Here is an 18956-nt window from a genome sequence, read left to right on the forward strand (position 1 = left end):
GACGCCATTGTGAAGCGGATTTCATTTTCGCGCGAAGCGCCGGCCATCGGCGCTGGGGCAGGGTCACGCTCGACCCCTGATCCCTGGACCCACCGGCACGGATGACTTCTCAAACCGAATCCCGAGCGACATTGCGCGCCGTCGATCCCGCCGGCGGGGCCGACCTGGCCGCCGAGGCCACGCCACCTGCCGCCCGATCCGACAGGCCCGCCCCTGAATTGCCCGTGGATCGCGGCACGCAGGCGGCGCGGCCCCGGCGGCGCGGCTGGTCCGTCCCGGTCATCGCGCTGGCGCTGGCCGCGGCCGCCGCGGCCGGCTTTCATGTCTGGAACCCCGCCGGGCGAAGCGCCGTGGCACCTGCGGCTCCGGCCGCCGCCATCCCCGTCACCCTGGGCAAGGCCACCGTCAGGGACCTGCCGAACACCCGGTCCGGCGTCGGCAGCGTCACGCCCCTGCGGGTCGTGGACGTCAAGGCGCGCGTCGACGGCCAGGTGCAGCGCCTCGCTTTCGTCGAGGGGAGCGACGTCAAGGCCGGGGATTCCCTGGCCTCGATCGACCCTCGTCCCTATCAGGCCCAGCTTGCCCAGGCGCAGGCGGCCTATCAGAAAGATACGGCACAGCTCGTCAACGCGCGGGCGGACAACAGCCGCGCCAACCGTCTGATCACCAGCGGCGCCGGCACGGTGCAGGCGGCCGACACCACGAAATCGCAGGTGGCCGTGCTGGAGGCGGCGATCGCCGGCGACCAGGCCGTCATCGACATGGCCAGGCTCAATCTCGGCTTTGCCGAGGTCACCGCCCCGATCGCCGGGCGCGTCGGGCTGCGGCAGGTCGACGAGGGCGCCATCGTGCACGCGGGCGATGCGAGCGGCATCGTCACCATCACGCAGATGAGCCCCATCGCCGTCGTGTTCTCGCTGCCCCAGGACGATCTGCCGGATGTGATCGCCGGCCAGGGCCAGGGCGAGCTGCCCGTCGCCGTCGACAGTCGGGACGGAAGCCGGCACCTGGCGGACGGCCGGCTCACCGTGATCGACAGCCAGGTCGACGGGGCGACCGGCATGATCAAGCTGAAGGCGGAGTTCGCCAATGACGGCCGGTCCCTGTGGCCGGGCGAGCTCGTCACCGCCCGCGTGCTCGTCCGGACCGACCGCAACGCCACGGTGGTGCCGTCCGGCGCGGTCCAGAACGGGCAGACCGGTTCCTATGTCTTCACCGTGAAGCCGGACGGCACCGTCGCCGTCGCGCCCGTCAGGACCGGCAGGACGGTCGACGGCGACACGGCGCTGCTCTCCGGCGTCGCGCCCGGTCAGGAGGTCGTGCTCGACGGGCAGTCTCGCTTGACCGAGGGGGCGAGGGTGGTCGCCGTGACGGCAGATGCCGCTCCGCCGTCCGGGAACGCCGGGGCACCCAAATGACCCTGTCGGAGATCTTCATTCGCCGGCGCGTCGGCACCAGCCTGCTGGCGGGGGGCCTGATCCTCCTCGGCTCCGTCGCCTATTTCATGCTGCCCGTCGCCCCGCTGCCCCAGATCGATTTCCCGACGATCCAGGTCGAGACCACCCTGCCGGGCGCCAGCGCCGATACGATGGCGTCCGCGGTGGCGACACCGCTGGAGAACTCGCTCTCGACCGTCTCTGGCATTGCCCAGATGACGTCGACGAGCTCGTCCGGACGCACCAACATCACGCTGCAGTTCGACCTGAGCCGGGACATCAACGCCGCCGCGCAGGATGTGCAGGCCGCCATCGACGCCTCCCTGGGCAGCCTGCCGAAGGACCTTCCCAGCCCGCCCACCTATCACAAGAGCAATCCGGCGGAGGCGACGCTCCTGACCGTCGCCCTGGCATCGGACCTCCTGCCGATGACCGAGCTCGATCACTATGCCGAGGACGTGATCGCGCAGCAGATCTCGCAGATGAACGGCGTCGGCCTCGTCGACTTCCACGGCCCCCAGCGGCCCTCGGTCCGCGTCCGGCTCGATCCCGACAAGCTGGCGGCGCGCGGCCTGACCCTCGAAGACATCCGCAGCGTCATCGGCGCGCAGACCGTCGATGCGCCCAAGGGCTCGCTGAACGGGCCGGGCCGGGCTGTCGTCCTCGATTCCACCGACCAGATCGTCGACCTGCCCACCTTCGAATCGATGGTCGTCGCCTATCGCAACGGATCGCCGATCACCTTGCGCGACATCGGCACGGTCGTCTCCGGCCCGCTCGACACGCATCAGGCGGCGTGGCTGCAGACCCGGCGCGCGGTGATGATCGACATCCACAAATTGGCGGGCTTCAACGTCATCTCGACGATCCAGGGCATCAAGGACCGCCTGCCGATCCTGGCGGCGTCGCTGCCCGCGTCGGTCAAGCTGTCCGTCGTCGGCGACCGGACGCAGACGATCAACGCCTCGGTGAACGACGTCGAGGTCACCATGCTGATCAGCGTGGCGCTGGTCGTCCTGGTGATCTTCGCCTTCCTGCGCAACATCTGGGCAACATTCATCCCGAGCCTGACCATCCCGCTGTCTCTGCTCGGCACGTTCTGCCTGATGTATCTGCTCGGCTATAGTCTCGACAACCTGTCGCTGATGGGCCTGACGATCGCCGTCGGCTTCGTCGTCGATGATGCCATCGTCGTCATCGAGAACATCGTCCGGCATCTCGAAGCCGGAAAGTCGCGCGTCCAGGCGGCGATCGACGGCGCCCGGGAAGTGACCTTCACCATCATTTCGATGACCGTCTCGCTGATCGCCGTGTTCATCCCGATCCTGCTGATGGGCGGCATCGTCGGGCGGCTCTTCCGGGAATTCGCGGTCACCATCAGCATCGCCATCCTGATGTCGGGGCTGGTTTCCCTGACCGTGACGCCGATGCTGTGCGCCTGGCTGATCCAGCACGACGAGGACCGGCACGGCCGCCTCTACCGCTGGTCGGAACGGGCGTTCGACGCCTCGGCCCGCCTCTATGCGCGCGGGCTGGATGCGGTCCTGCGGCACCGGTGGTCGACCTTGGCCGTGACCGTCCTGACCCTGGTCGCGACATTGTGGTTCTATACGGTCGTGCCCAAAGGGTTCCTGCCGCAGCAGGACACCGGCTTCATCCAGGGCTCGGCGCAGGCAGCGACCGACATCTCCTTCGACGCGATGTCGGCGCGGATGCAGAGGCTCGGCCGGCTCGTCATGGCCGACCCGGACGTGGACAACGTCGCCTATTGGATCAATCCCAGCCCGTCGGCGGCCGTCGGTCAGCTCCAGATCAACCTGAAGGCCTTCGGGCAGCGCAAGGGCACGGCGTTCCAGGTGATGGCGCGGATCCGCAAGGCCGCCTTCGCCATCGAAGGCCTGACGCTCAGCCTGCAGATCCGCCAGGACATCCAGGTCGGCGGGCGCACCGCCGCCGCGCAATATCAATACACGCTGCAGGACGGCGACGTGACCGAGCTGTCGACATGGGCGGCCCGGCTGCAGCGGACGCTGTCCTCCCTGCCGCAGATCCAGGACGTCTCGTCCGACAAGCAGGCCGCGGCGACCAGCGCCACGCTCGAGATCGATCGTCCGACCGCCGCGCGACTCGGCGTCAGCGTCCAGGCGATCGACGACGTGCTCTACGACGCCTTCGGACAGCGGCAGGTCGCGACGCTGTTCACGCAGGTCAGCCAATATTACGTCGTCGAGGAGCTCGATCCCCGGTTCCAGCTTTCGACCGACGCGCTGAGCCAGCTCTTCGTCCGGTCCTCGGCCACCGGCAGGCTCGTGCCGCTGCGCATGGTGGCGAACGTGCGCGACGGCGTCATGCCGGTGACGATCAATCATCAGGGCTCGAGCCCGGCGACGACCCTGACGTTCAACCTGGCGCCGGGCTATGCGCTCGGCGACGCGGTGACGGCGATCCATGCGGCGGAGGCGGCCGCGGGCCTGCCCCTGACCGTCAGCGGCACGTTCCAAGGCACGGCCCAGGCCTTCCAGGCCTCGCTCGGCAGCCAGCCCCTGCTGATCCTGGCGGCGGTGATCGCGGTCTATATCGTGCTCGGCGTGCTCTACGAGAGCGCCATCCACCCCCTGACCATCATCTCGACCTTGCCGTCGGCGGGGCTCGGTGCGCTGGTGGCGCTGACGCTGGCCGGCCAGGACCTGTCGATCATGGGCGTCATCGGCATCATCCTGCTGATCGGCATCGTCAAGAAGAACGCGATCATGATGATCGACTTCGCCCTGGCGGCCCAGGCCAGCCAAGGCCTGTCGCCGGACGAGGCCATCCGCCAGGCCTGCCTGCTGCGCTTCAGGCCGATCATGATGACCACGTTCTCGGCGCTGCTGGGGGCGCTGCCGCTGGCGCTGGGCACGGGCCCCGGCTCGGAGCTGCGCATGCCGCTCGGCATCGCCATCGTCGGTGGCCTGCTGATCTCCCAGGTCCTGACGCTGTTCACGACGCCGGTCGTCTACCTCGCCTTCGAGGGCCTGAGGCCGCAGGCCCGGCGCGACCGGGCCCAAGAGCCGTCGCCGCTCCCCATGCGCTGACCGGCCGGGCGATGGAAGGAGCCGGCATCATGCTCACCCTCTACGCGGAAGAACTGAAGGCAGCGATGCGGACTGGACGGTATAGTGCTCTGTTCCATTGCTTTGGAACGGATGGACCGAGGCGTTATACGAGAACCTCGTAGCTTCTCGTATAACCGCATGTTATACGATGACCTCGGGTTTCATCGTATAACGGGCTGCGCCATGGCTCCGACTCCCATTCCGGGCACCGTCCTGACGCTCTATGCCGACCTGGTCCAAAAGATCGAAGCGGCGAGATATCTGCCGGCCACGATCTCGCGCAAGACAGTCAAGGGCGAGGTCTACCTCTACGCCGACGAGAAGCACGGAGGGACCCGTCGCCAGCGATACATCGGCCCGCAGATCGATCCGGAGGCCGCCAAGGAGGCCGAGCAAATTCAGTTCACCAGCCAGCAGGCCAAGCTCTGGCGCGATCAGGTGACGATGATCCGCCGTGCGGGCATACCAGGCCCGAGCCTCGAGGTTGGCCGGCTGCTGGAGGCGATCTCGCGATCCGGCATGTTCGGCACGGGCCTGATCCTCGTCGGCACCGTTGCCTTCGGCCTCTACCCGCTGGTCGTCGGAAAGCGTCTGCGTGGGGCCGCCATGATGACGCAGGATGCCGATCTCGCCGTCGCGTCTATTGCCGACGTCAGAGGTGACGCCGACCTGACGACCGTGCTGCAACGCGCCGACCCGACATTCCGGCCCGTTCCGCCGCTCGACCGCGAGAGCTTGCCGAAGAAGTTCCAAGCCGCCTCTGGCTTTGAGGTCGAGGTGCTGACACCTGTACGCACACGAGCCGACGTCGAGAACGTTGCCGTGAAGGGCCTGGGAGCCGGGGCGACCCCGTTGCACTTCCTCGAGTTCCTGATCCGGGACTCGATGCGAGCCGTGGCTCTCTACAATTCCGGTGTGCCGGTGACTATCCCGACACCCGCCCGCTATGCCGTCCACAAGCTGATCATCGCCCAGGAGCGCAGGAACGGCACCATGAAGCGCATCAAGGATCTGGCGCAGGCCCGAATTCTGCGCGATGCCTTCGTCGGCACCGAACATGCCTTTGATTGGCAAGCTCTGATGGAGGATGTAACCGCACGTGGCGGCAAGTGGAAAGCCAATGTCGACAGGAGCTTGCGGATGCTCGATGCCGGCGTTGGCATGGCGGAATTCACCTGATCATTGTCTTCCCGGCACCTGGCCGGCATCATCTTCAGCAGCACTCCATCGAGATCTTCGTGCAGATGTCTCGGACGTCGAGCCGAGTGGTCACGAAGCGCTCGATCGCAACGGGGGCGGTGCGCCGCGATAGGCGGCGAGCACGGCGATGATGGCCGCAAGCGACGCGCATCCCGCGAACAGGAAGATCGCCGGCAGCCCGGCGGCGCCGGCGATCAGGCCGCAAGCCGCGGTCGAGACGCCCATGGCGACGTCGAAGAAGGCATCGTAGAGCCCGATCGCCAGGCCCCGGCTGGCCTCGGGGACGCGGCGCAGGGCGGGCAGCGCCATCAGGGGATAGACCATGGAGAAGCCGAAGCCGCCGAGCGCCGCTCCGGCTAGCGCCACGGCCGGCGTCGGCGCGAGCCAGATCAGCCCGAGGCCGAGGCTTTCGAGGACGAGCATGGCCGCGGCCGGCGCCGGGCCTTTCGCCTTGTCGGCCAATCCCGCGAAGAGGAGGCGCGCGCCGACATGGCCGATGCCGAAGGCGGCGATGGCATTGCCGCCGCCCGGCCAGCCCTTCGCCTCGAAGGCGAGGACGACGAAGGAGGAGACGGCGGCAAAGCCGGCGGCCGAGAGCGCAAGCGCGGTTCCCGGCCGCCAGATGCAACCGGTCACCGCCCTCAGGGACAGGGGACGTCCTTTTGCCTCGATCCGCACCGGCCGGATCCGGGCGGCGGCTGCGATGCCGGCCAGTGCGGCGCAGACGGCAAGAGCGGTCACGGCGCCGAAGGGCAGCGCGGCGCCGGCCGCCGCGCCGGCCGCCAGGCCGCCGAACATCGCCAGCCCGATCCAGGACATGGCGCGTCCGGCCCGGTCCATGCCGGCCAGGCCGACGACCCAGGCGCCGCCGCCGGTGACGATCAGCCCGACGCCGAGGCCGGTCAGCAGGCGTCCGGCGACCAGGGCCCCGAGCGCGGCATGCCGGTCGAGAGCGGGCAGGGCGGACAGTCCGTAGACCAGCCCGGCGCCGGCCATGGCGGCGAGGCCGGCCATGACGACGCGCCTGCCGCCGCGCCGATCCGTCAGCCGACCGGCCCACGGCCGCGACACCAGCGTGGCGGCGGATTGCACGCCCATCGCCCATCCCGCCGTCGTCAGGTCGAAGCCGAGCGTCCCATGGATGCGGGCGGGGAGCGCCGGCAAGGCGAGCCCCATGGCGGCGAGCCCGAGGAAGATGACCATCGAGACCTCTGGGATGCCGGCGGTGGCGACCCCGGTCCGGCGAAGGGAGCCGTCGTCGTTCGAACGCAAGGTCATGGAGTCATTCCGGCAGGTCGCCGTGGCGGTCCGGCGGGTCGGCACCCCGCCCGCCTCCATCGGCCCAGTGTGATTGAGGATATTTTCATCCGCTCTTGCGTTCGAGGTGGGATAGTGGCGCTATAGAGAGGATCAAAAGTCCTCAATCGCGGAGGCCGTCATGGAGAGCCTGAGCGGACTGGCGGCTTTCGTTCATGCCGCCGAGCAGCGCAGCTATGTCGCTGCGGGCCGCATTCTCGGCGTGTCCTCCTCAGCCGTCGCCAAGAGCGTCGCGCGGCTCGAGGCCAGGCTCGGCGTCCGGCTGCTCAACCGGACGACGCGCAGCGTCGGGCTGACGGAGGAGGGGGCCCTCTTCCACGAGCGCTGCAAGCGCATTCTCGATGAGATCGGGGACGCCGAGGCGGCCCTGTCGCAGAGCCGGGCGCGGCCGACGGGACGGCTGCGGGTCAGCGTCCCCCAGATCGTCGGCCATCACCTGCTGCTGCCGCATCTGCCTGATTTCATGGCTCGCTTCCCCGATATCGAGCTCGACATCGACTTCGAGGACCGGGTCGTCGACATCGTCGCCGAGGGGCTCGATGTCGCCGTGCGCAGCGGCGATCTCGCCGACACGCGGCTGATCGCCCGGACGATCGGCGAGCAGCATTTCGTGGTCTGCGGCAGTGATGGCTATGTGGAACGGCACGGCGAGCCGCAAGCGCCGGCCGATCTGGCTGGCCATGCCTGCATCCACTTCAAGTACCCTTCCAGCGGCCGGCTGGCGCCCTGGGCCTTCCGGCCGCCCCATGACGATCCGCGCCTGCCGGCCAGCCTGGTCTTCAACAACACCGATGCCGGGCTGCGGGCGGCCATGGATGGCCTCGGCCTCGCCCATCTCCCGGTCTATGTCGCGCTGCCGATGATCGAGGCCGGTGCGCTTCGCCCGGTCCTGACCGGCTTCATGCGGCCCTTCGGCACGCTGTCGCTGGTCTGGCCGTCGAACCGCCAGCTTTCGCCCAAGGTCCGGGCCTTCGTCGACTTCACCATCGAACGCCTGCGGGACAGGCCGGCCGCGTTCGAGCCGGTGCAGCCGCCGAGCCGCGATCCGGCCGGCCTCCCGCTCAGTCCCTGATATAGGCGGGGTAGCGGGCGCGGATCTCGGCGACATGGGCGAGGGTGCCCGAGAGATGGTCGCGCAGATGCCGCTGCGCCTCGTCCGGCCGCCCGCCGGCGATCGACGCGAGGATCAGCCGGTGGTGGCGCAGAATGTCCTGCGCCTTGCCGGGCGTCGGCAGGTGCAGCCGGCGCAGGCGGTCGATATGGCCGCTGCGGCTGCGCACCAGCAGCCAGAGTTCGTGCAGGCCGGCAGCCTCGTAGAGGCGCTGGTGGAACAGCCGGTCCAGCGTCGTCAGGGTCTCGAAGTCGCCGGCGCCGGCGGCAAGCGCCTGCTGCGCGATCAGGCCGTCGAGCGCGGCGACGAGTGCCGGCGGCGGGTCGAGGGCGAGCGAGCGGACAATCTCCAGCTCCAGGGAGCGGCGCAGGACATGCGCCTGCTGCGCCGATCGGAGGTCGATCGGGCTGACCACCGTGGCGTGCTGCGGGAACACCTCGACCAGGCCCTCCTCGTCCAGGCGCATCAGCGCATCGCGCACCGGCGTCTGGCTGACGCCGAACTGCGCCGCGATCTCGGTGCGCGACAGCGTCGTGCCCGGCGTGAGCTCGAGCGAGATGATCGCCTCCCGCAGCCGCTCGAACAGCTGCGGCGCCGCCTGGCGATCGCGGTCCAGCCGCGCCCGCGGTTCGCTCGTCGGCATCAGGGACGAGGCAATGGGCATGTCATCCGTTCCCAACGGCCGGGCGGGTGCGGACCCGCGCCGGCGGCACATGCAAAATCATAAACATGGTCGTGGCCGGCCCGCGTTGCCGCTTCGACCGAGATCCTATCAGGGCTTGCCAAGTCATGCACTAATGTATTAGTGCATGACTGTTGAAACGAAGGTGGAAAACGCACCATCGAGCACCGGACCGTGCGCAAATGGGGGCTGAAGAGTTGAAACCGTACCCGTTCAGAGGTCCCCGATCATGACACCAGGAAAAACGCCGGAGACGCTGCGCAGCGCCCGCTGGTTCGCGCCGGACGACCTGCGCAGCTTCGGGCACCGCTCGCGCATCATGCAGATGGGTTATGCGCCTGAGGATTGGGCCGGCCGGCCGATCATCGCCATCCTCAACACCTGGTCCGACATCAATCCCTGCCACGCCCATTTCAAGCAGCGTGTCGAGGACGTGAAGCGCGGCGTGCTGCAGGCCGGCGGCTTTCCCATCGAGCTGCCGGCGATCTCGCTCGCCGAGCAATATGTCAAGCCGACCACCATGCTCTATCGCAACCTCCTGGCGATGGACGTGGAGGAACTGATCCGCTCGCACCCCGTCGACGGCGTCGTGCTGATGGGCGGCTGCGACAAGACCACGCCGGCGCTTCTGATGGGCGCCACCAGCGCCGGCCTGCCGGCGATCTACCTGCCGGCCGGCGCGATGCTGCGCGGCAACTGGAAGGGCAAGGTGCTGGGCTCGGGCTCCGACGCCTGGAAATACTGGGACGAGCGCCGCGCCGGCACCATCACCGACGCCGACTGGCTCGACATGCAGGGCGGCATCGCCAGGAGCCACGGCACCTGCATGACCATGGGCACGGCCAGCACCATGACCGCCATCGCCGAGGCGATCGGCATGACGCTGCCCGGCGCCTCCTCGATTCCCGCCCCGGATTCCAACCATATGCGGATGAGCGCCGAATGCGGGCGGCGCATCGTCGAGATGGTCTGGGAGGACCTGACGCCGGCGCAGATCCAGACGCGCGGCGCCTTCCTCAACGCCATCGCCGTCGCCATGGCGATGGGCTGCTCGACCAATGCCATCATCCATGTCATCGCCCAGGCGCGCCGGGCCGGCCAGGACATCGGCCTCGACGATTTCGAGGCCGCGAGCCGGGTCGTGCCGGTGCTGGCCAATGTCCGGCCGAGCGGCGACACCTATCTCATGGAGGACTTCTTCTATGCCGGCGGGTTGCCGGGCCTGCTGTCGCGCATCCGCGGTCACCTCGACCTCGGCGCGCTCACCGTCACCGGCCGGACCCTGGGGGAGACCATCGAAGGCGCCGCGATCTACAATGACGACGTCATCCGTCCGCTCGACAACCCGGTCTATGCCGAAGGGGCGCTCGCCGTGCTGCGCGGCAACCTGGCCCCGGACGGCTGCGTCATCAAGCCGAGCGCCTGCGACCCGCGCTTCCTCCGCCACGAGGGGCCGGCGCTGGTCTTCGACGACTATCCCGCCATGAAGGCGGCGATCGACGACGAGGCCCTCGACGTCTCGCCCGACCATGTTCTGGTGCTGCGCAATGCCGGCCCGCAGGGCGGCCCGGGCATGCCGGAATGGGGCATGCTGCCGATCCCGAAGAAGCTGGTGAAGCAGGGGGTGCGCGACATGGTGCGCCTCTCCGACGCCCGCATGAGCGGCACCAGCTACGGCGCCTGCATCCTGCATGTCTCGCCGGAATCCCATGTCGGCGGGCCGCTCGCCCTGGTCAGGACCGGCGACCGCATCCGGCTCGACGTCGCCGCGCGCCGCATCGACCTCGTCGTGCCCGAGGCGGAGCTCGCCCGCCGCCGCGCCGCCTGGACCCCGCCGGCGCCGCACTACGAGCGCGGCTATGGCTGGATGTTCACCCGGCACATCCGCCAGGCGCACGAGGGCTGCGACTTCGACTTCCTGGAAACGCAATTCGGCGCGCCGGTCGGCGAGCCGTCGATCTTCTGAGCGGGAGAGGACGGGATCATGGCGGGACTGAGCGAGGAGACGCGGGCGCGATTGAGGACGGTCAGCACCGCCACGCTGTGCACGGCGCTCTACAAGCGCGGGCTGCGCAACCAGTTCATCCAGGACGTGCACCCGCTGAACGCGAACCTGCCGACCATGGTGGGTGAGGCCTACACGCTGCGCTATATCCCGGCGCGCGAGGACCTCAATCCCATCAGCGTGTTCCAGGACCGTGCCCATCCCCAGCGCAAGGCCGTGGAGGAATGCCCGCCCGGCGCCGTGCTGGTGATCGACAGCCGCAAGGACGCGCGTGCCGCCTCGGCCGGCGGCATCCTGGTGTCGCGCCTGATGACGCGCGGCGTCGCCGGTGTCGTCACCGATGGCGGCTTCCGCGATTCCCCCGAGATCGCCCGGCTTTCGATCCCCGCCTATCACAACCGGCCCTCGGCCCCGACCAACCTCACCCATCACCAGGCGCTCGACATCAACGTGCCGATCGGCTGCGGCGACGTGCCGGTCTGGCCGGGCGACGTGGTCGTCGGCGACGGCGAGGGCGTGGTCGTCGTCCCGGCGCATCTCGCCGACGAGATCGCCGCGGAGGCGGTGGAGATGACCGCGTTCGAGGATTTCGTCACCGAGGAGGTGCTGAAGGGCCGCTCGATCCTCGGCCTCTACCCCGCCACCGAGGAGAGGACGAAAACGGATTTCGCGGCATGGCGGGCGGCGCGCGGACGCTGAGCCTTCATCTTTCGGAAGCCATCTTCGCAAACCCGATGGTCAGATTCGCCTGCTAGGCTCTCTTCAAGGTCGCGAAAAGGACCAGCAGGGACATGTCAAAACAGAGTGGACGGGGCGCCTTGGCGGCGCTCCTGTCGCTGTGCTGCGCCACCGGCGCGCTCGCGCGGGAAGAGGTGTCGTTCGACCCGTCGGTGCGGCCGGGCACCATCGTCGTCGTCACCCATGAGCGGCGGCTCTATTTCGTCACCGACCAGGGCCAGGCCATCCGCTACCCCGTCGGCGTCGGCCGGGCGGGCAAGCAGTGGCGCGGCGCATCTTATGTCGACGGCAAATATGTCAATCCGGCCTGGTCGCCGCCGGAGGACGTCAAGCGCGACCATCCCGAGATGCCTGATGTCATCCCCGGCGGCTCGCCGAGGAATCCGATGGGCGTCGCCGCCTTGACCCTGGCCGGCGACCAATACGCCATCCACGGCACCACCAAGGCCATGCGGCGCAGCGTCGGCACCTATGCCAGCTATGGCTGCATCCGCATGCTGAACGAGGACGTCACGGACTTGTACCAGCGGGTGAGGGTCGGAACGCCGGTCCTGGTGATGCCGTAGGGAGCCGCGAGCCTGGCGCGCCGTGCGTCGCAGGCGGTTTGGCGCGATCTCTTGCAAGGTCTACGGCTTCTCCAAGGCCGGAGACGGCGCCGAAGCCACGCGCGGAGCCACCGGAAAGGTCATCCTCAGGCAAGCGCCTCCGGACGGGCCGTCCGTGGCCGCGATGCGGCCGCCGTGCAGCCGCATGATCTCGTGCACCAGATTGAGGCCCAGTCCGGCGCCCCGGCCGTCCTGGTTCAGCCGATGGAACGGCTCGAATATTCGGTCCCGCTCTTCGTTCGGGATGCCGTCTCCCTCGTCGCAAACTTCGACGCAGCCCGCCCGCCCGATGCGCACCGTGATGGTTCCGCATCGGCCGCCATGGTCGATGGCGTTCTGCACCAGGTTGGCCAGGGCGCGCTCGAGGGAGGTCTGGTCCCCTGCCACGACGATCGCCCCCTCGTCCGCCTCGAAGACCATTTCGTAGCCGGCGGCGAAGGCCAGCGGGGCGAGGTCGACGATGACCCGCCGGGCAAGGGCGGTGAGGTCGACTGGCGAGAACCGGCTGACTTGCTGATCGAGGCGCTGGAAATCGAGAAGTTGTCCGGTCAGGACCGACAGGCGGGTGGCGTCCTCGAGCAGGCGGGTCTTCTCGGAGCCGGGTGAAAGCGACGCGATCCGTGTGTTCAGGATGGCGATCGGCGTGCGCAGTTCATGCGCGGCATCGGTGAGAAAACGCCTGTGCCGCTCATACCCCCTGTCGAGTCGGGCGAGGGCGTCGTTCACCGCCTTGACCAGGGGACCGATCTCGGTGGGCACATCCTCGATCGGCAGTTGCACGCCGCGCTGGTCGATGTCGATGCGCTCCGCCTGCGCCGCCGCCCGGCCCAATCCGCGCAGGGCGTGGCGGACGACGAGCGGCGTCGCCACGAGCGTCGCCAGCGCCATGAGAACGAAGATGGGCAGGATAACGATCAGGGAGCCGGCGGACACTCCCATGACGAGCCTGCGCAACGACATCTGACCCTGCGTGCCGGTCAGGATCTGGACGTCGCCGGCGGCGGTGTCGACCCATTTCACCAGCCCGTCGGGACGGTACGAGCCTCCGATTTTCCATCCGAGCCGCGCCTGGTTGATGTGGTCGAGCCCATCGACGATCGGTGCGAAATCCGGCGGAACCTGGCCTTCCGCCAGTCGATGCCCTTGTCTGTCCCGCATCAGGAACCAGAGGTCGGGCACCTTCGACCGCAGTTGCGCGAGGTCCGTCGTCGGGCTCAGGGTCAGGCCGCCATCCGCGTCGCGCGCCACCGCGTCCTTCAGGACGTCGAGGGTACCGTCTTCATAGCTGTCGACGATGAGCGCCGTGCCCCACAAGGTTGCGACCACCAGCAGGACGAGGAGCGCAAGCATGGCCGTCTGGAAGATGACCAGGCGCACGACGAGGCGCCATTTGAGGGAGCGTGGACCTCGCCTCGTCATGGCGTCTCGCGCAGGAGGTATCCGACACCCCGAATGCCGTTGATGGTCACGCCGGCATCCGCGTCGGCGAGCTTGCGGCGCAGCCTCGAAACATGCGTGTCGAGGGCATTGGACTGGATCTCGTCATCCAGGCCGAAGACGGCTTCCATCAGGAAGGAGCGCAGCACCATGCGGCCCATGCGCCGCACCAGCGCCTCGAGCACCAGAAGTTCGCGGCGGGGCATTTCCAGCGGCTTCCCCTCGACGCTCACCTCGCTGTGGCCGAAGTCGAACGAAAGCCGGGCCACCCGGACAATGTCCGATTGCACATGGGCCGGACGGCGCAGGAGCGCGCGCAATCGCGCCAGCAGTTCCTCGAAGGCGAACGGCTTGCCGAGATAGTCGTCGGCGCCGTTGTCGAGGCCCGCGACCCGGTCGACGAGATCGCCGCGCGCCGTTAGGACGAGCACCGGCACGGCGTTGCCGCTGGCGCGCAGGATCGGGATCAGGGACAGGCCATCGCCGTCCGGCAACTGCCGATCCAGCAGAACCGCGTCGTGCACACCCTCGGCGAGGGTCGCCTTCGCTTCGGCGAGGCTCGGAGCGCGGTCGACAATCATATCATGTCGGATCAGGGCGGCGCGGAGCGCGGAAACCATTTCCGGCTCGTCTTCCACCAGAAGCACACGCATCCGCCCATCTCCGCGCCGCGAATCGATATCGCCGGCTTCGCCCACCCGCCTAAGCCGCTTCCATTACGTCAGCCTTGCATGAGCGCAGCGCAGGCATCTCCGCTTACACCGCGAACGCGCCAAGTGGAAATTCGGCCCTTGGATCACCGATGACAGGTTCCCTCAATGCGAGGATGGAACACACGAGGCCGTCCGATCGAATCGCTGATGCCGTGTCCTCCAAAAGCTGTCGCTCCGCTGTTCGGTCATCCGTCTCCTCCCGGCGAGAGATTTCGCCGCTCAACCTGGATAGCTTGCAAATGCTCTCGAGACTTATCGACCGCCTGGCGGCAGGCGGAAGTGGCGCTCCAGCGACAGGGGGCGGCATGCCGGTTTCTGACGCCCTGCCGTTCTTTCGCGCCTGGATCAGCAATCCGCTCCGGGTGGCGGCCGTGGCGCCTTCGAGCGGCGCCGTGGCGGCCCTGATGACGCAGGATATCACGCCGCGCACCGGACCGGTTCTCGAACTCGGCCCGGGGACCGGTCCCTTCACCTACGCGCTCCTGGAGCGGGGCGTACCGGAGCGGGACCTGACGCTCGTCGAATATGACCGCGACCTCGCCCGGCTGCTCGAGCAGCGCTTTCCGCAGGCGCGGGTGTTGCAGATGGATGCGGAGCGGCTGCGCGACGCCGGCCTGTTCGACGTCGCCCCCGTTGGGGCCGTCATCAGCGGGCTTGGGATTCTCTCGATGCCGCGGCGCAAAGTGATCGCCATTCTGACCGGCGCTTTCGGCTGCATGCATCGAGGAGGCGCCTTCTATCAGATCACCTATGGCCTTCGCTGCCCGGTCCCAGGAGAGATTCTCGATCTCCTGGGTCTCCAGGCTACACATGTCGGCCGGACGTTCCGCAACATTCCGCCGGCGGCCGTCTATCGCATCACCCGGCGCGGGCCGGCCCGTCTTGCCTTGGCCTGACATCATCATGGAAATGTCCCCTGCCGTCGCGATGCTCCTGAGCTTCGGGCTTGCCGGCGTCGGCTGCCTCGCTGCCGCGGAAAAATTCATCCCTGTCTTTCCATCCTACGTCCTGCTGATGTTCATCGGGATTGCCGTTTCCGACCGCGGAATGCTGGCCCTGACGATCATGGCCACCGTGATCGGCTCGGTCATCGGCTCGCTCGGTTGGTACGGGGTCGGCCGGGCGCTCGGCTCGCAACGGGTCGAAACCATGGTTGCCGGCTACGGGCGCTACGTGTTCCTCAGCCTCTCCCTCTATCGCCGGCTGACGAATTCCTACCGACGAAACCATTTCTGGGCGACGCTCATCGGCCACACCATTCCGACCGTGAGGGTCTATCTCGGCCTGCCGGCGGGTGTGCTGAGGCTCGATCCGCGGGTGTTTCTCGCGGCGACGGCGCTTGGCAGCCTGGCTTGGAACGCGCCGTTCGTAAGCCTCGGCTACTGCCTTCGCGATAGCGGCCACGACCCCGTCAGCCTCGGCCTGGGGGTGGCCGCCGTCCTTGTCGCGTCGGAATTCGCGATCCTCTGGGCCGTGCGCTTCGCCATGAGGTTTTTCGCAGACGCGCGCCGTCATGACCATACGTCGACGGCCGCGTGTCGTGGCCAGGCCGACGGATGAGTCACAGCAGCGTCGCGTCGAACGAGCGATGCGACTCGTGCTGAGAGTAATAATTTATGAGACCGAGAAAGTATGCCATGTTGCCTCAATCAAGGTGCGCATAATGGTGAATAATACTCATCGATCGAAGTCGATTCGCGCGGTGAGTATTTGTTTTGTCACGCGGCTTTATTTGCATGAAATTAGGAATTCGGACTTCGTATGCGTTATATCGGAGGGTATGTTCGCAATTTACATTGCGCTTTCGACCTCTGCGCATCTTGTTGCGCTGCTTCCCGTACCCTCTTGCGCTGGCCCTGCACTTGGTTCTCGCGGCTTGCGCCGGCCCGGATGTGCGGCCGACGAATGCGCCGCTCATCTTCACCACCGGAAGTCTGCCGCCGCGTGCGGCTGCGGATGTCGGCGATGTCGGAATCGTGCTGGCCTTTTCCGGCGGCGGGGCTCGCTCGGCGGCTTTCGGATATGGCGTCCTGTCCGCCCTGGCCGAGCAGGCATCGCCCGGCGCCAAGGGCCGCGTGCTCGCGGACGACGTGGCCGTGGTCGCGGGCGTGTCCGGAGGAGCCGTCCTGGCTTCGTATTTCGCCCTTCACGGACGCGCCGGCCTCGACAGCTTCCGTCGGGATTTCCTCGGCCGGAATGTCGAAGCGTCGTTGCGGACAAGCTTCAGCCCGGCAAACCTGCTGCGGGGATACCGGGGCGGCGTGAACGATCTGTCCGGGTTCCCGTCCTGGCTGGACACCAACCTGTTTCATGGCGCCACCCTTGGGACGGTGAACCGCCCGGATGGTCCCCGTTTGGTCATTCATGCGACCGATCTCTACAACCGGACCCCGTTCATCTTCGACCGGGCCTCCTTCGCGGCGATCTGCAGCAGCTATGACGATTATCCGCTTGCCTATGCCGTTGCGGCGTCGGCGGCCGTGCCGATCCTGTTCGCGCCGATCACGCTGCGGAACTACCAGGCCGATTGCCCGGTCGACCGCGAGGGTGGCCAGCGGCCGCCGAGCCCTCGGCAGCGCCAGGGGGCCTCGCTCGTCGAACGGCAATATCGAGAATCGCTCGACCGCTATCGGACGGCCACGGACCTGGACTATCTCAAGCTCTACGACGGCGGGCTCGTCGACGGCATCGGCACGCAAAGCCTCCTTCATCTGATGAACCGGCAGGCGCCCCAGCCGCTGCCGGAAGCAAGGGCACGACGCCTCCGGCACCTGATCTTCATCATCGTCGATGCGTCGACCCGGGTCGGGGGGGATCTTTCGAGGACTCCGGAAAGCCCCCAGGCCATGGACACCATCGTCGCCGCGACCGACGCGATGATCAACATCCCAAATCTCCAAAGCTTCGATGCGCTCCGCAGGCGCCTGCCCGGGTGGCGCGACGAGGTGGTGAGATGGCGCTGCGCGACCGCGGCGCCGGTCGCCCCTTGCCGCGATCTCGACGTCCGGATCATCCGGCTGGCCTTGGCGGATGTCACGGACCCCACCGGGGCGCGAAGAATCCTCAGCCTGCACAACAAATTGACGTTGAAGCCCGAGGACGTCGGATTTCTGGCCGATCTTGGACGGCGCCTCCTGCGCGACAATCCGGGATACCGGGATTTTCTCGATCGCCTGCCGGCGCGTTAGCTCTCCATGCGCCGTCACCTTCAAGTCCGGTTGAAACGGGCAGGTTGCGCCGTGCGCCGCCGCCTGGGTGCTTCAGCCCAGGTGCGGCCAGGTCGCTTTCCACCAGTCCGGCTTGACCAGGCTAAGCGCCGTCTCGCCCGCCAGCAGCGGCGCGCCGGCCGCAATCGCCTCCTCCGCCCGGTCGAGCCGCAGCATGGCAAGGCCGCGTCCCTTGGCCGAGGAGCCCATCGCGCCCAGCCCCTTCTCGCCGGCCCGGACCTCGGTCCCGGCTGCCGGCGCTTCACCCACAAACGTCGTCGGCACGATGCGCGTGCGGGCCGTGCCGCGGTGCTGCATGCGGCTGACCACCTCCTGGCCGACATAGCAGCCCTTGTGGAAGTCGACGCCGCCGAGCATGTCCATCAGCGCCTCGTGCGGAAAGGTGTCGCCATAGGCGAAGTCGCGCCCGCCCTCGGGGATGCCGAGGGCGATGCGGCGGGCGTGGTAGTCGTCCGGTTCGCCGTCGCTGACGGCAAGGGCGTCATGCTCCGGCATCAATCCGCGTTGGCCGAGACCGGGATGGCGCGGATCGGCATAGGTCAGCGCGCCCTCCTGGCGGACGAAATCACCCGGAAGCGCCGCCACCACGCCGATCCGTTCACGGGCGGGATCTTCGGAAGACAGGTCCTCGACTCGCACCTTGGCGCGCAGCTTGTAGAAGGCGAGCCGCCTGGCGAAATCGGCCGCCAGCGAGCGGGGCACGTCGAGGTGAACGCCCTCGGGCTGATCGGGGTAGACGGCGATCCGCCCGAAGCTGGCGATGAAGTCGTAGAGGATCTTGCCTTGCGGGGTCAGCAGCGCGCCGTAGCGTGCCTCACCCGCTTTCAGTCCGCTCATGTCCGAGGTGACGATGTTCTGCAGCCAGGGCAGGGCGTCTTCGCCGGTGATGCGGATCACGCCCCGGTCGGGCAGGAAGGCGGTGGGCATGCGGGTCTCCATCGGCGAGGCCCGCTTCATATGGAGGTTTGCGGCGATGTCGTGAAGGTGTGCGTCCTGCCCCATCACCGGCTGCGGCAGGCCCCGCTCAGGCCACGGCGGCGACGATGCCGATCTCGACGGCGAATTGCGGGGCGGCCAGCCGGGCCTCCACCGTGGCGCGGGCCGGAGCATGGCCTTGCGGCACCCAGGCGTCCCAGACCGCATTCATCTCGGCGAAGCCGGCGATGTCGGCGAGCCAGATCGTGGCGCTGAGGATGTTCTCCCGCCGCGAGCCGATGCGGTGGAGCAGGGCGTCGATCCGCGCCAGGATATTGGCGGTCTGCTCGGTCACGGAGGTGCCGGGCGCGTCCTCCGCCACCTGGCCGGCGAGGAAGGCGAAGCCGCCGTGGAGCACGGCCTGGCTCATGCGCGCGCCGGTGTCGAAACGCTGGATGGTCATGGCGGAACCCTC

General features: G+C 68.1%; 16 protein-coding genes. 10 read left to right on the plus strand and 6 right to left on the minus strand.

All coding sequences use genetic code 11. From position 1 onward, the window contains the following. Window positions 1–224 precede the first annotated feature (224 nt). The 3 genes from QO011_RS17735 to QO011_RS17745 all read left to right on the plus strand — a co-directional run bounded on the left by QO011_RS17735 (window position 225) and on the right by QO011_RS17745 (window position 5710). The gene (locus tag QO011_RS17735) at window positions 225–1418 is read left to right on the plus strand and encodes an efflux RND transporter periplasmic adaptor subunit (protein ID WP_307274604.1); all 1194 of its coding nucleotides are present in this window, start codon (window positions 225–227) and stop codon (window positions 1416–1418) included. After that, window positions 1415–4510, plus strand: a complete 3096-nt coding sequence (locus QO011_RS17740) for an efflux RND transporter permease subunit (RefSeq protein ID WP_307274605.1) — start codon at window positions 1415–1417, stop codon at window positions 4508–4510. The genes QO011_RS17735 and QO011_RS17740 overlap by 4 nt, the downstream gene beginning before the upstream one ends. A gap of 204 nt (window positions 4511–4714) precedes the next feature. Then, entirely contained in the window at window positions 4715–5710 is a 996-nt protein-coding gene (locus QO011_RS17745; protein WP_307274607.1) for a GSU2403 family nucleotidyltransferase fold protein, read from the plus strand. Window positions 5711–5800: 90 nt separating this feature from the next. Here the strand turns inward: QO011_RS17745 and QO011_RS17750 are convergent, their stop codons facing one another. After that, window positions 5801–7009, minus strand: coding sequence for an MFS transporter (locus tag QO011_RS17750; RefSeq protein WP_307274609.1), 1209 nt, complete (start codon window positions 7007–7009; stop codon window positions 5801–5803). A 160-nt stretch (window positions 7010–7169) separates the two neighbouring features. Here QO011_RS17750 and QO011_RS17755 point away from each other — a divergent pair, with 160 nt between their 5' ends. Further along, a complete protein-coding gene (locus QO011_RS17755; protein WP_307274611.1) occupies window positions 7170–8120 on the plus strand; it encodes a LysR family transcriptional regulator in 951 nt (316 codons plus the stop codon). Here QO011_RS17755 and QO011_RS17760 read toward each other — a convergent pair. After that, window positions 8110–8823 (minus strand): GntR family transcriptional regulator, encoded by a 714-nt coding sequence (locus tag QO011_RS17760; protein ID WP_307274614.1) that lies wholly within the window; start codon window positions 8821–8823, stop codon window positions 8110–8112. The genes QO011_RS17755 and QO011_RS17760 overlap by 11 nt on opposite strands. A gap of 247 nt (window positions 8824–9070) precedes the next feature. Between QO011_RS17760 and araD the strand changes: the two genes are divergently transcribed. From araD to QO011_RS17775, 3 genes are all read left to right on the plus strand, one after another. Further along, window positions 9071–10807 (plus strand): L-arabinonate dehydratase, encoded by a 1737-nt coding sequence (araD, locus tag QO011_RS17765; RefSeq protein WP_307274615.1) that lies wholly within the window; start codon window positions 9071–9073, stop codon window positions 10805–10807. A gap of 18 nt (window positions 10808–10825) precedes the next feature. Next, window positions 10826–11545 (plus strand): ribonuclease activity regulator RraA, encoded by a 720-nt coding sequence (locus QO011_RS17770; RefSeq protein WP_307274616.1) that lies wholly within the window; start codon window positions 10826–10828, stop codon window positions 11543–11545. 92 nt (window positions 11546–11637) lie between these two features. Next, window positions 11638–12150, plus strand: a complete 513-nt coding sequence (locus QO011_RS17775) for a L,D-transpeptidase (protein ID WP_307274618.1) — start codon at window positions 11638–11640, stop codon at window positions 12148–12150. A gap of 60 nt (window positions 12151–12210) precedes the next feature. Here QO011_RS17775 and QO011_RS17780 read toward each other — a convergent pair whose 3' ends face one another. Together QO011_RS17780 and QO011_RS17785 are read right to left on the minus strand one after the other, a co-directional pair. Continuing rightward, a complete protein-coding gene (locus QO011_RS17780) occupies window positions 12211–13608 on the minus strand; it encodes a sensor histidine kinase (RefSeq protein ID WP_307274620.1) in 1398 nt (465 codons plus the stop codon). Then, window positions 13605–14279 (minus strand): response regulator transcription factor, encoded by a 675-nt coding sequence (locus QO011_RS17785; protein ID WP_307274622.1) that lies wholly within the window; start codon window positions 14277–14279, stop codon window positions 13605–13607. Before QO011_RS17785 ends, QO011_RS17780 begins: the two co-directional genes overlap by 4 nt. Window positions 14280–14428: 149 nt before the next feature. Between QO011_RS17785 and QO011_RS17790 the strand changes: the two genes are divergently transcribed. The 3 genes from QO011_RS17790 to QO011_RS17800 all read left to right on the plus strand — a co-directional run bounded on the left by QO011_RS17790 (window position 14429) and on the right by QO011_RS17800 (window position 17527). Then, window positions 14429–15235 (plus strand): class I SAM-dependent methyltransferase, encoded by an 807-nt coding sequence (locus QO011_RS17790; protein WP_370881975.1) that lies wholly within the window; start codon window positions 14429–14431, stop codon window positions 15233–15235. A 7-nt stretch (window positions 15236–15242) separates the two neighbouring features. Next, the gene (locus QO011_RS17795; protein ID WP_307274623.1) at window positions 15243–15899 is read left to right on the plus strand and encodes a DedA family protein; all 657 of its coding nucleotides are present in this window, start codon (window positions 15243–15245) and stop codon (window positions 15897–15899) included. Window positions 15900–16201: 302 nt separating this feature from the next. After that, window positions 16202–17527 (plus strand): patatin-like phospholipase family protein, encoded by a 1326-nt coding sequence (locus QO011_RS17800; protein WP_307274624.1) that lies wholly within the window; start codon window positions 16202–16204, stop codon window positions 17525–17527. 72 nt (window positions 17528–17599) lie between these two features. On the opposite strand, the gene ygfZ is transcribed toward QO011_RS17800, so the two are convergent. Next, window positions 17600–18493, minus strand: coding sequence for a CAF17-like 4Fe-4S cluster assembly/insertion protein YgfZ (gene ygfZ / locus QO011_RS17805; RefSeq protein ID WP_307274626.1), 894 nt, complete (start codon window positions 18491–18493; stop codon window positions 17600–17602). A 97-nt stretch (window positions 18494–18590) separates the two neighbouring features. Next, window positions 18591–18944: a RidA family protein gene (locus tag QO011_RS17810; protein WP_307274628.1), complete on the minus strand. Its 354-nt coding sequence runs from the start codon at window positions 18942–18944 to the stop codon at window positions 18591–18593. Window positions 18945–18956: the final 12 nt, after the last annotated feature.

It is taken from the genome of Labrys wisconsinensis (assembly GCF_030814995.1).
Classification (GTDB): Bacteria; Pseudomonadota; Alphaproteobacteria; order Rhizobiales; family Labraceae; genus Labrys; species Labrys wisconsinensis.